The 13,432-nt window shown below is 60.7% G+C and carries 6 protein-coding genes; all 6 read left to right on the top strand.

Annotated elements, in window-relative coordinates; genetic code table 11:
- The first annotated feature begins 46 nt into the window (after positions 1 to 46).
- The 6 genes from ahcY (at position 47) to addA (ending at position 13,395) form a co-directional block, all read left to right on the top strand.
- Positions 47 to 1,447 carry an adenosylhomocysteinase gene (gene ahcY / locus PY308_RS00500; RefSeq protein WP_275786818.1) on the top strand — a complete coding sequence of 467 codons (1,401 nt, stop codon included), beginning with the start codon at positions 47 to 49 and terminating at the stop codon, positions 1,445 to 1,447.
- 393 nt (positions 1,448 to 1,840) lie between these two features.
- On the top strand, positions 1,841 to 4,321 hold the full coding sequence (locus PY308_RS00495) for a sensor histidine kinase (RefSeq protein WP_434064183.1): 2,481 nt from the start codon (positions 1,841 to 1,843) through the stop codon (positions 4,319 to 4,321).
- Positions 4,321 to 5,832 carry a tRNA (adenosine(37)-N6)-threonylcarbamoyltransferase complex ATPase subunit type 1 TsaE gene (gene tsaE / locus PY308_RS00490; protein ID WP_275791240.1) on the top strand — a complete coding sequence of 504 codons (1,512 nt, stop codon included), beginning with the start codon at positions 4,321 to 4,323 and terminating at the stop codon, positions 5,830 to 5,832. Before PY308_RS00495 ends, tsaE begins: the two co-directional genes overlap by 1 nt.
- 69 nt (positions 5,833 to 5,901) lie before the next feature.
- Positions 5,902 to 6,648: a nucleotidyltransferase family protein gene (locus PY308_RS00485; protein ID WP_275786814.1), complete on the top strand. Its 747-nt coding sequence runs from the start codon at positions 5,902 to 5,904 to the stop codon at positions 6,646 to 6,648.
- A gap of 2 nt (positions 6,649 to 6,650) precedes the next feature.
- The gene (gene addB, locus PY308_RS00480) at positions 6,651 to 9,842 is read left to right on the top strand and encodes a double-strand break repair protein AddB (protein WP_275786811.1); all 3,192 of its coding nucleotides are present in this window, start codon (positions 6,651 to 6,653) and stop codon (positions 9,840 to 9,842) included.
- Positions 9,832 to 13,395, top strand: coding sequence for a double-strand break repair helicase AddA (gene addA / locus PY308_RS00475; RefSeq protein ID WP_434064271.1), 3,564 nt, complete (start codon positions 9,832 to 9,834; stop codon positions 13,393 to 13,395). The genes addB and addA overlap by 11 nt, the downstream gene beginning before the upstream one ends.
- The last annotated feature ends 37 nt before the right edge of the window (positions 13,396 to 13,432 follow it).

Raw genomic sequence — 13,432 nt, 5'->3', positions numbered from 1 at the left:
GCCCGCACGGACCTCTTCCGCAGCTGGCCTTATCCCGGAGAGCTTCATGGATACGACCAACGACTACCTGGTAGCGGACATCGGCCTTGCCGATTTCGGCCGTAAGGAAATCATCATCGCAGAAACTGAAATGCCGGGCCTGATTGCCTGCCGCGAGGAGTTCGGCGCCCAGAAGCCTCTCAAGGGAGCGCGTATCACCGGCTCGCTGCATATGACCATCCAGACGGCCGTCCTGATCGAGACCCTGGTTGCGCTTGGCGCGGAGGTCCGCTGGGCATCCTGCAACATCTTCTCGACACAGGACCACGCTGCAGCGGCAATCGCTGCGACCGGCGTTCCGGTCTTTGCAGTCAAGGGCGAAAGCCTGGAAGAATACTGGACCTACACCGACAAGATCTTCCAATGGGCCGATGGCGGCGTATCCAACATGATCCTCGATGATGGTGGCGACGCGACCATGTACATCCTGCTCGGCGCCCGCGCCGAAGCCGGCGAGGACGTGCTGTCGAAGCCGGAATCGGAAGAGGAAGAAATCCTCGTCGCCCAGATCAAGAAGCGTCTTGCCGCCTCACCGGGCTGGTTTACGAAGCAGCGCGACGCCATCAAGGGCGTGACTGAGGAAACCACGACGGGTGTCAACCGTCTCTATCAGTTGCATGCCAAGGGGTTGCTGCCCTTCCCGGCGATCAACGTCAACGATTCAGTTACCAAGTCGAAGTTCGACAACAAATATGGCTGCAAGGAATCGCTCGTCGATGGCATCCGCCGCGGCACCGATGTGATGATGGCCGGCAAGGTTGCCGTCGTCTGCGGTTATGGCGATGTCGGCAAGGGTTCGGCTGCCTCGCTCGCCGGCGCCGGCGCCCGCGTCAAGGTGACCGAAGTCGATCCGATCTGCGCGCTTCAGGCCGCCATGGACGGCTTTGAAGTCGTTCAACTCGAAGACGTCGTCTCTTCCGCCGACATCTTTATCACAACGACCGGCAACAAGGACGTCATCCGCATGGATCACATGCGCGAAATGAAGGACATGGCGATCGTCGGCAATATCGGCCATTTCGATAACGAAATTCAGGTCGCCTCGCTGCGCAATCTGAAATGGACCAACATCAAGCCGCAGGTTGACCTGATCGAGTTCCCAAAGGGCAACCGGATGATCCTTTTGTCCGAAGGCCGTCTTCTTAATCTTGGCAATGCCACCGGCCACCCGTCCTTCGTGATGTCCGCATCGTTCTCCAATCAGGTTCTGGCGCAGATCGAGCTGTTCACCAAGGGTGCGCAGTACCAGAACGGCGTCCACATCCTGCCGAAGCATCTCGATGAGAAGGTTGCGCGCCTGCATCTCGCCAAACTTGGCGCCCGGTTGACGGAACTGTCGGAAGAACAAGCTAACTATATCGGCGTGACGCCGCAGGGGCCGTTCAAAGCCGAGCACTACCGCTACTAATTCTTACCCGGATAATCCACAACATATAGAGGTCGTGATCTTGAACAGAGATCACGGCCTCTTTTTTTACCGCGGCCTTCCCGCTGAATCATCAAAAGCGTATGTTTTTGGCACACCGATTCGAGGCGAAGATGCGGAACAGACGCGTCACGAATGGGACGTCTGTCGTTTACGCGGCAGGCAGACACCGGGCTGCAATCGGAATTGAACGAGGCCTGCCCAGTGCAGGATTTCGATTTGGCATAGCGTGGCGATTTGCGACCGGATTTTGAAGCCGGACCGTTCCTGCCGAAAGGTCTGGGCACGGTTCACGGTGTTGAATACGCACAGGCGCGCTCCGATTCGGTTTTCCGGGCGGATGCGCCATGCGGTTAACGGGAAAGCAAGCAAGCCATGGAAACAGGTCCTTTAAAGCGGGTTGCCGACCGGATTCCATCTCTGATGCGATGGTTTCTCAGCAGCTCGGCGATCATCGCCTGCACGCCTCCGGCTTTTGCCGCACCGGGCGGCCTCATGGCGACAGGTGTCTTCCAATCCGCCGAGATCGTCACATTTTCCGTTCTGATCGGCGTCATTTCGGCCGCCATGATTTCGGCCATCTGGCTGATCCGCCAGCGCGGCAATATCGAGACCGACAATCGCGAGTTGAACGCGGCGCTGTCCGATGCCAATCATCGCATCTCGCGCTTCCAGGCGCTGATTGCCGACAAGAACCGCCGCATCGTCGTCTGGGAGGGGCTTGCAACCAAGCCGGAATTTCTTGGCCAATTGCCGGCTGAAACAGGTGCGCCGCAGGACGACCGGAATTTTCTGGCTTTCGGACGATGGCTGAAAGCACAATCCGCTTCCGAACTGGAGAAGGCCGTCGAGCATCTGCGTTCGGCCGCCCAGAGCTTCGATCTCGTGGTCGAGACGATCCGCGGCGAGATTATCGAAACGCAAGGACGCGTTTCTGGCGGCCGAGCCTTCGTCCGTTTTGTGGCACTCAACAATCTTCGCGCAGAGCTCGCCGAAATGAAGCTGGAACGGGATCGTCTGCGCAGCTCGATCTCCGGATTGCACACCCTGCTCGACGCGACGGACCTTCCTGTGTGGCAGCGCGGAGCGGACGGGTCGTTGATCTGGGTCAACCAGGCCTATGCCGAAGCCGTCGAGGCGGCTGATCCGGCAACCGCCATCCGGGAAAGCCGCGAGCTTCTGGCAACGGTGAACCGCGAAAAGATCCGCGCGCTGAGCACCTATGATTCGCCCTATCGCGAAAAGCTGTCCGCCGTAGTGCGCGGCAATCGGGCCTTTTACGAGGTGGTGGATGCGAAGAGCGCTGGCGGATCGGCAGGCATGGCGATCAATGTCTCGGACGTCGAGACCGTGCGCGAGGAACTCAACCGGACGCTGAAAAGTCATGCCGAGACCTTGGATCAGCTCGCCACGCCGGTTGCGACTTTCGACGGTAACCAGCGTCTGCAATTCTACAACCAGGCCTTTCAGCGGCTATGGCAGCTGGATATGGGTTTTCTCGAACGCAAACCGACCAATGGCGAAATCCTCGACCGTCTGCGCGCTGCAGGCACCCTGCCGGAGCAGCTCAACTGGAAACAGTGGAAGGAGAATGCGCTCGCGGTTTACCAGGCGCTCGATACGCAGTCCGATCTCTGGCATCTCCCGAACGGCCAGACGCTGCGTGTGTTTGCCACCGCGCGGCCGCAGGGCGGCGCTACCTGGGTCTTCGAGAACCTGACGGAAAAGGTCGATCTCGAAACGCGCTACAACACGCTGGTTCAGGTCCAGGGGGAAACCATCGACCATCTTTCGGAAGGTGTCGCCGTGTTCGGTCCGGACGGACGTGTCAAACTGTCCAATCCCGCCTTTCGCGCGCTCTGGGGCGTAAGCGAAGCCGAAGTCAAACCCGGAACCCACATCCGCACCATCGAGCAGGCGTGTTCCGCGTCGTACGACCACCCGGACGGGTGGAAGCGTTTCGCTCAACTGATCACCAGCTTCGACGACGAGAGACCATCCAGCCAGGGCGTTCTGGAACTGCGCACCGGGCTCATCCTTGACTTCGCCGTTATCCCGCTGCCGAATGCGCAGACCATGCTGACCTTCGTCAACATTACCGACAGCGCTAAGGTAGAGCGTGCGCTGACCGAAAAAAACGAAGCGCTGCAAATGGCAGACCATTTAAAGAACGATTTCGTGCAGCATGTTTCCTACGAACTACGGTCACCCTTGACCAACATCATCGGCTTCGCCGATCTTCTGAAAACTCCGGCTTTTGGCACGCTGACCGAGCGGCAGGCGGAATATGTCGATCACATATCCACGTCCTCCTCTCTTCTGTTGACCATCGTCAACGATATTCTCGATCTCGCCACTGTCGATGCCGGAATCGTCGAGCTGGATCTCTCGGAAATCAATCTCACCGATTTCCTGGACGAAATCTCCCTCCAGATGGCCGACCGTTTGCAGGAAAGCGCCGTTATCCTGCGCATCGACGCGCCTGACAGTCTCGGTCTTTTTGTTGCCGATCATCAGCGATTGAAACAGATTCTAATCAAGCTCCTGACGAATGCCGCGAATTTTGCGCCTGATGACAGCATCATACGCCTAAAATGCCGGCGCGATGGCAGCGATTTCCTTTTCAGCATCACCGATACCGGCCCCGGCATTCCACAGGACATTCTCGATACCGTGTTCAACCGCTTCGAGAGCCATGGACAGCACGGCGGCGCCGGTCTGGGGCTGTCGATCGTCGAAAGCTTCGTCGGCCTGCATCGCGGCACGGTGTCGATCCGCAGCCGCGAGGGCGAAGGGACTGAGGTAACCTGCCGCATTCCGTCCGGTAACCTGCCACAATTTCAAGCGGCGGAATGATGCAATCCATCGAACTTTTCCTGAAGGACGAAGCGGCAACGCTTCAGCTCGGCGAGGATCTGGCGCTTGCCCTGAAGCCCGGCGACTGCCTGGCCCTGTCTGGCGATCTCGGGGCAGGAAAATCGACACTGGCCCGCGCTTTGCTACGCGCCATGGCCGATGACGACACGCTCGAGGTGCCAAGCCCGACATTCACCCTGGTGCAGAGCTACGACCTGCGCATCCCCATTGCGCATTTCGATCTCTATCGGCTCGCGGATGTTTCGGAACTGGAGGAACTGGGCTTCGACGAGGCGCTCGCCGCTGGTATCTGTCTGGTCGAGTGGCCAGAAAATGCACAGGCAGCTTTGCCGAAGGTGAAAATCGATGCTTCTTTCGTGCATAGCGGAGACGGCCGCACGATAACGTTCAGCGGTGATGCGGCCGCGCTGGCCCGTATCCAGCGGAGCCTTGCCATAAGGACGTTTCTGGTAAATGCCGGTTGGGGACAGGCAAAGCGCCGCCATTTGAGCGGCGATGCCTCGGCGCGTGCCTACGAGCGGATCATCACCGCCGGACAGCCGATGCGCATCCTGATGGATTCCGCCCGTCACACGCCCGGCCCCATCCTGCAGGACGGCAAATATTACCAGCAGCTGGCCCATATTGCCGAAGATGTCGTACCGTTCGTGGCGGTCGCCAATGACATTCGCGCAAAAGGCTTTTGCGCGCCGGAAGTTTATAAGAGCGACCTCGAATCGGGCATCCTGCTGATCGAGGATCTCGGTAGCACGGGAATTCTGGACGATGGCGGCGATCCCATCGCGGAGCGCTATCTCGAGAGTGTCCGTGTTCTCTCGCATTTGCACGCGCTACCCGTGACGCAGACTGTCCAGCTATCCGCCACTCTCCGCCATCACATTCCCGATTTCGACCGAACCGCGATGAAAATCGAGACAAGCCTTTTGATCGACTGGTACCTGCCCTGGAAACGTGGCGAGACGGCAAGCGATGCCGAGCGCGCCAGTTATCTCGCTGTCTGGGATGGATTGATCAATCTGCTTGCAAGCGCGGAAAAGAAGCTGCTGCTGCGGGATTTCCACTCTCCCAACATCATATGGCGGGGCGAGCGTAAGGGTTTTGACCGCATCGGCATCATCGATTTCCAGGACGCGATGATCGGCCCCACGGCCTATGACGTGGCCTCAATCACGCAGGACGCCCGCGTCACGATCGAACCGGCGCTCCGCGAGCGCATGCTGTCGCTCTATTGTTCGGAGCGTCATCGCCTCGGTTCGTTTGACGAAGCTCTCTTCCGGCGTGACTGGCACCTGATGTCAGCCCAACGCAATTGCAAGCTTGCCGGCATCTGGGTCAGGCTCATGCAGCGGGACGGCAAGCCGTTCTATATGCGGCACATGCCGCGAACTTTCGCTTATCTGCAGACGGCGCTTCAACACGAGGCATTGGAGCCCCTGCGCGACTGGTGCAGAATGGCGGGAATTCTGGACGGTTCTTCGCATCAAACTTGACGCACAAAGCCGGCTGCCACAGGTTGGACGCGAATCATCCGATACCGACCTGTGGATTGCGCGCCGATCATGCCGACCAAGCCCCCGCCCATCAAGAATGCCATGATCCTTGCAGCGGGGCTCGGCACCCGTCTGCGGCCAATCACCGATACCATGCCCAAGCCGTTGGTGCGCATCGCCGGCAAGCCGATGATCGACTATGTTCTCGATCTCCTGTCTGCCGTCGGTGTCGAGACCGCCTGTGTCAATGTGCACCATTTCGCCGACCAGATGGAAGCGCATCTGAAACAGCGCAGCCACCCGGCGATCGTTTTCTCCGACGAGCGGTCCGCTCTGATGAATTCGGGCGGAGGATTGGCCAAGGGACTGAAGCTGCTTGAAGCGGGACCGGTCCTTGTCATGAATGCCGATCTCTTCTGGGTGGGAGAGTATCCGGCCGAAACTTCCAACCTCGAAAGACTGGCATCTTTCTTCGATCCCGACCGCATGGACATGGCCCTGCTTTGCGTCCGCAATGCCGATACGACCGGACATAACGGAAAGCTCGATTTTGCTCTGGGTGCCGATGGTCGGCTGACACGCTATCAAGAGGGCATGGTGAACCCTGTGGTCTATGCCGGAGCCATTGCCATGCATAGCCGGCTTCTTGCCAGTGCCCCGGACGACGCCTTCAATCTCAATATCTATTTCGACAGGGCGATCGTCGAGAAAAGGCTTTTCGGCATTCTGCTTGAGGGCCACTGGTTGACGGTTGGCACGCCGGACGCAATCGGTGAGGCTGAAGCGGCAATCACGCGTTTCGGCGTCAGAAAATGAACATGTCTGCCGTCCCCGCCAATGTTTTCACGATTCCCCCCGGGCTTCCATTTCTGAAGACGCTGGTTGAGCAATTGTGCTCGGGCATGCTGATCCCGGGTTTTCGCTACGCGGAAAGCGATCCTCTGGCGCTCGCCGGGATAACCATCTTTGTTCCGACACGCCGGTCGGCGCGCGTGCTGCGCTCGGAACTCGTCGATTGCCTGGGCGGCAGTTCGGCCATTCTGCCGATGATCAGGGCTCTGGGCGAGACGGATGACGATAGCGGCTTCTTCGACGCGGAAATTCCCGCCATCCTGGATCTCGCGCCGCCGCTGCCGAACACCGCCCGGCTGATCGAACTCGGCCGCCTCATCCTTGCCTGGCGCAACCAGTTGCCCAAAGCGGTGCTGGATGTCCATTCTCAAAGCCCGCTGATTGCCCCGGCAAGCCCTGCAGACGCGATCTGGCTGGCCCGCAACCTGTCCGAGATCATCGATGCGATGGAAACAGAAGAGCTGGACTGGGACATGCTCGACGCACTTGATGCGAACGAGCATGCACTCTGGTGGCAGCTCACGCTTGAGTTTCTCAAGATTGCCCGCGTCTACTGGCCCGCAAGGCTTGAAGAATTGAGACAGTCGTCGCCGGCCCGGCACCGAAATGCGATTCTCGAGGCGGAAGCCAGGCGCATAGAAGACGGCAAAGTTACCGGTCCGATCATTATCGCAGGGTCCACCGGTTCAATTCCGGCGACAGCAAGACTGATCTCCGCGGTGCAAAAACGCCCGAACGGGGCCATCGTTCTGCCCGGTCTCGACCAGACAATGAGCGACATCGAATGGATGATGATCGCCCCCGAGGCGCAGGGCATTTCCGGGCGCCCGGATACGACCGGTCGCAGCCATCCGCAATATGGACTGTTCAAGCTCCTGAAACGCATGGGGATCGAACGTCGCGAGGTGCGGTCGCTCGGCACCGGACAGGACAATCTCGACTATCGGGCCTTGATACTGTCGCAGGCCCTCCTGCCGGTTCAGGCAACCAGCAGCTGGACGACGATCCGGGATATGGTCGACCGCAACCGACTGGAGCAGGCCTTTGCCGATGTGGCGATAATCGAGACACCCAGCGAGCGCGAGGAAGCAACGGCCATTGCGATCGCGCTTCGTCTGGCTTTGCACGACGACGAGGACAGCCAGGCCGCCCTGATTACGCCGGATCGCGAACTGGCCCGGCGCGTAGCGGCGGAGCTTCTGCGTTTCGGCATAGAAGCCGACGATTCTGCCGGCACGCCGCTTTCGGCGACAGGTCCGGGAACGCTTTTGCGCCTTCTTCTGGAAGCGGCTTTCAGACCCGGCGATGCCGTCCCGATCGCCGGCCTGCTGAAGCATCCGCTGGCGCGGTTCGGATTGGCAGTGGACGAAATGGTGCAAGCCGCCGCCATGCTCGAGCTTCTAGCGTTGCGAGGCGGCACGGGCAGCGCGGATATTTCCGAGCTGGAAACCCTCCTTGATGAGACATTCGACCGCCATGGGAGTGAGCGCCGGCTGCCGGAATGGCGCAGCCGCATCGATGAAGAAATGCTCGGGCGGACGCGTGATCTTGCCAAGCGGATAGACGCGGCTGTCGAACCGTTGGCAGGCACGCTCGTGCGCCATCACAAAAGCGGACGTGGCTTGACGGCGGCCTTCACGCTTTCGGAATGGGCCGAAAAGACCGGTCAAGCGCTTGAAGCCGTTGCGGTGGACGAGCGCGGGAGCCTTGGGGGTCTCTGGTCCGGGGAAGGCGGGGAAGCACTGGCGAACCTACTGCGCTCCGTAATCGACACGGATGGCCAGATGACTGCCGACGGTCCGCAATGGAGCGATATCGTCGAGGCGCTCACAGCCAGCGAGGCGATCAAGCCACGTGCCCTGCGCCATCCTCGCGTCTTTATCTTCGGTGCGCTTGAGTCACGCCTTCAGAGCGTCGATCTTGTCGTTCTCGGGGGCATGAACGAGGGTGTCTGGCCGGGCCAGTCGGCCAATGACCCTTTTCTGTCGCGAACCATGAAGAGCGCGATCGGTCTCGAGCCGCCGGAGCGGCGGGTCGGACAACTGGCGCATGATTTCCAAATGGCCTGCGGCGCACGCAAGCTGATCCTGACACGGGCGATGCGCAAGGGCGCCGCCCCAACGGTCGCTTCCCGCTGGCTGCAGCGGCTGCTTGCCGTTGGCGGGCCACGCTTCTCAGCGCTCCTTGGTGGGCGGGGCAAGACCTATCTGCAATGGGCCGCCATGCTCGACGAAGGCGTGTCCCAGCCGCTTGCGCCGCGGCCGGAACCACGCCCTGTGCCCGAACAGCAGCCCCGCAGCTACTCCTTCAGCGAGGTCGCAAGACTGCGGCGCGATCCCTATGCCGTTTACGCCAAACGTGTCCTGCGTCTTTTGCCGATCGATCCGTTCAACCGCGATCCCGGGGCGGCCGAGCGGGGCACGCTCTACCACAAGATCGTCGAGCGCTTCATTCGCGCCAAACTCGATCCCGCATCTGCGGTAGCGCAGGAAGAAATGAGCCGGCTCATTGCCGAGGCGTTTGATGAACAGGCGCTCCCGCCCCATATCGATATTGTCTGGCGGCCACGCTTTGCGGCAGTCGGAAAGGCTTTTATCGAATGGGAAAAAGCCCGTCACGGCGACATCCGCAAATCCTATACCGAGCTTTATGCCGCGATGGAGACCGGTGTTGCCGATATCAAACTGACCGGTATTGCCGATCGTATCGATCTCCTGGGCGATGGCAGCGCCGTTATCATCGATTACAAGACGGGATTGAGCCCCTCGGTGAAAGAAGCGCGCACCCTTCTCGATCCGCAACTGGCGCTGGAAGCGGCAGCGCTGAAGGCCGGCGCGTTTCAGGCGATCGGCGCGCGCCCTCCGCAGTCCCTCCTTTATATCAGGCTGAAGCCCGGCGAGCGCTTCGCCCCCGAGGAGGTCAACAACGAGCTTGCCAAGGCCCGGGCGAATACCGAGACAAAATCGGCCGAGCAGCTGGCCGACGAGTCCCTGAAGGAGCTTGTCGGGCTCCTGGCCGCCTTGATGAGCGGCAAGCTTGGCTTCACATCCCGGGTGATCGTCCAGAAGGAGCGCGATTACGGTGGCGAATACGACCACCTTGCCCGTGTGGCGGAATGGGCGACCGCGGAAGGCGATGAGGGTGACAGTGATGGATGAGGATTTCGGCCCTTCGGATCCCTCACCAAAGGCGTGGCTCGACTGGACGTCAGCCAAGCAGGCTCTGGCGTCGGATCCCACCCGCTCCGCCTGGGTCTCCGCCAATGCCGGGTCGGGAAAAACCCATGTGCTGACGCAGCGCGTTATCAGGCTGCTGCTCTCCGGCTGCCGGCCATCGGCAATTCTCTGCCTGACCTATACCAAGGCGGCGGCGTCGGAAATGTCCAACCGCGTCTTCGAACGGCTGGCCGAATGGGTCACGCTGGACGACGAGACGCTGGACGACAGAATTGCCGCTGTCGAGGGCGAGCGCCCGGACCTTCTCAAGCGTCAGGAGGCCCGCCGCCTGTTTGCCCGCGCTTTGGAAACTCCGGGCGGGCTGAAAATTCAGACCATCCACGCATTCTGCGAAGCGCTTCTGCATCAGTTTCCGCTGGAGGCCAATGTCGCCGGGCATTTTTCAGTGCTTGACGACCGGGCTTCAGCAACGCTTCTGGCCGATGCCCGCCGCGCGCTTCTGACTGCAACGGCAAGCGAGAACGACCGGGTTCTGACCGAAGCCTTCGCAACCGTGCTTGATCTTGCCGACGATACCGGCCTTGAACGGCTGCTTGCCGCCATCGTCGCCAACCGGGCCGCTATTCAGGATTTCCTTGATGACGCGCGGCAACGAGGCGGCATAGATGCGGGCCTCCGCCAAGCCCTCTCTCTCGGCACCCATGAAACTGTCGAGACGGCGACAGCGGGCTTCTGGCCGCTGGCCGGCCTGAACGGGGACGCGCTCGAACGTTATATCGGCATTGCGCTGTCGGCCGGTGGCGCCAAGGTTTCGGACTTCGCGCAGGGGCTTCGCGCTGTGACGATCGTCGCGGATCCGCTGCAACGCTATACGCTTTTGCGGGATCTGTTCTACACCCAAGGCGGCAAGCTGAGGGCGGATTCGGCATTTATGTCCAAAGCGATCCGCGACAGGGCGCCCGATCTCGAGCCCCTCGTCTATGCGGCGCGTGATCATATTGTTGCCGCCACGGAGCGGCTGAACCTTGTCTCGATGTTCGAGGCCACGAAGGCAGCGCTCGTTCTGGCGGACCGGCTCAACGGCGACTACGAGGATATCAAGAAAAGCCGGAGCCAGCTCGATTTCGATGATCTGATCAACCGCACGGCAGCACTGCTTTTACGCGGCGATGTGAGCCGATGGGTTCATTACAAGCTCGACCAGGGGATCGATCATATTCTGGTCGATGAAGCGCAGGATACGAGCCCGATCCAGTGGAGCATCATCAAATCGCTGGCGGAGGATTTCTTTTCCGGCGAAACGGCCCGCGGCGGCAACCGGACCCTGTTTGCGGTCGGGGATGAGAAGCAATCGATCTACTCCTTCCAGGGCGCACAGCCGGAACGGTTTTCGGAGGAAAGCATCGAAACCGAACAACGTGTGCGTGCCGGTGGCCGGGCCTTCAGCCCCATCCGGCTCCAGCTCTCTTTCCGCTCGACGGAAGATGTCCTGACGGCGGTCGATCGCGTCTTTGAAAATCCCGCCCATGCCCGGGGCCTGAGCGCCCGGCGGGATGCCGTCGTGCATGCCTCAAACCGCATCGGCCATCCCGGACGCGTCGAAGTCTGGGACGCAATCGCACCGGCCGCTACGCTGCATGAAGAGGACTGGACGGCTGCCTTTGATGCGACACCCGAGGATGCGCCGGCCAACATTCTGGCGCAGCGCATTGCGGCCGTGCTGTTCGAGTGGATCGGCAAAGAAACCATCATCGAGAAGGGGCTGGCAAGACCCATGCAGCCCGGCGACGTGATCGTGCTCGTGCGAAAACGCGATGCCTTCGTCAATGCGCTGACCCGCGCCCTCAAGACCAGCCGGAACATTCCGGTTGCCGGCGCCGACCGTCTGGTGCTGACAAACCATATCGCCGTGCAGGATCTGCTTGCACTTGGCCGCTTCCTGCTTATGCCGCAGGACGATCTTTCGCTGGCCGCGGTTCTCAAATCTCCCTTGTTCAATCTGAACGAAGACAATGTGCGCGATCTTGCCGTCGGCCGGCCGCTTGGAGAAACTGTCTGGCAGCGTCTGTGCAATGCAGGCGCTGAGGAAAAAGGCGGCTATCACGAAGCAGTGGCTGTGCTGAAGCGTTACCAGAAGCTGTCGCGGAACCTGCCCGTTTACGATCTCTACGCACAGATTCTCGGCCATGATGGCGGGCGGGCGGCGTTTCTCGGGCGTCTGGGCACGGAAGTCAGCGATATTCTCGATGAATTTCTGAGCTTTGCGCTGGACCATGAAAAAAACGGCCTGCCGGGGCTGCAGGCGTTCATTTCGGGCCTGGAAATGGAAGCCCCGACCGTCAAGCGCGAGCAGGACAAGGACCGAAACGAAATCCGGATCATGACGGTGCACGCCGCCAAAGGGCTGGAGGCGCCGGTGGTGTTTCTCATCGACGGGGGCGGCAAAGCGTTTCACGTGCAACATATTGCGGGCCTGCGCCTGATCCGCCCCGGCGAGCATGCCGGCACGGTGCCGCTGCCCTTATGGCGGCCGCCAGGTGCTGCGTCCAACAGTCTTATCGATGCCGACACCCAACGGCTGAAGGATTCAGCGGAAGAAGAATACCGCCGGCTTCTTTATGTCGGCATGACCCGAGCCGCCGACAGGTTGATCGTCTGCGGCTACCAGGGCAAGCGCCCGAACCCGGACAGCTGGCATGCAATGGTGACAGCCAGCCTTTCCGCCGATCCACGCGGCCGCGGCACGGCGCGTCGGTTCACGGCCGGCAATCAGGAATGGACGGGCTATTTGTGGCAAGTCGACGCAGTCGCCCGCCCGCTCGGCCTTGCCGAAAATACCGGGGCGCCGACAGAAAACCGGACACCCCTGCCCGCGGCACTAAAACTTCCGCTGCCGCCGCAAAGGCGCCTTCCCCGGCCGCTTAGTCCCTCCGGCGCCGGCGTCGTCATTGATGAGGGCGATGGCGATATCGTCGTCGGATCAGCCTTGTTCTCGGACAAGCCGGCTGCAAACAGATCGCTTTTGCGGGGTGCGCTTCTCCACAGACTGCTGCAGGTTCTGCCCTCATTCCCCGCCGAGGAACGGCGTGCCGCGGCAGAACGATATGTTCTTCGTTCCGTCCCGCGTTGGTCGTCGGACCAGAGACAGGCGCTGATTGCGGTGGTGTTGCAGGTCATTGAAGAAGACAGCCTAAGAACACTGTTTTCGCAGGTGGGCCGCGCCGAAGTTTCGGTGATGGGAACTTTGAAGCTCGGCCAGCGGAACTTCGCGGTATCAGGCAGGATCGACCGGCTTGCAGTATCCAAGGATACGGTGACCCTGGCAGACTTCAAGACCACAAGGGACGTGCCATCCTCGCCGCAGGCAGTGCCCCTCGTCTATCGGGCGCAGCTTGCAATTTACCGGGAACTGCTGAAGCCGCTTTATCCCGATCACGGCTTCGATTGCATCCTGATCTATACCGAGGGTCCGGCCGTTATCACGGTGCCGCCGGAACTGCTGGACGCAAGCCTTGTGGAACTCGCGACAAAGTGAGATAGGGGAGCATTGAAAAATGCATGCTCAACCATCA

Origin of the sequence: Pararhizobium gei (assembly GCF_029223885.1) — a bacterium.
Classification (GTDB): Bacteria; Pseudomonadota; Alphaproteobacteria; order Rhizobiales; family Rhizobiaceae; genus Pararhizobium; species Pararhizobium gei.
The sequence above is the reverse complement of the archived record's forward strand: the minus strand, read 5'-3'. Positions and strand labels throughout refer to the sequence as shown.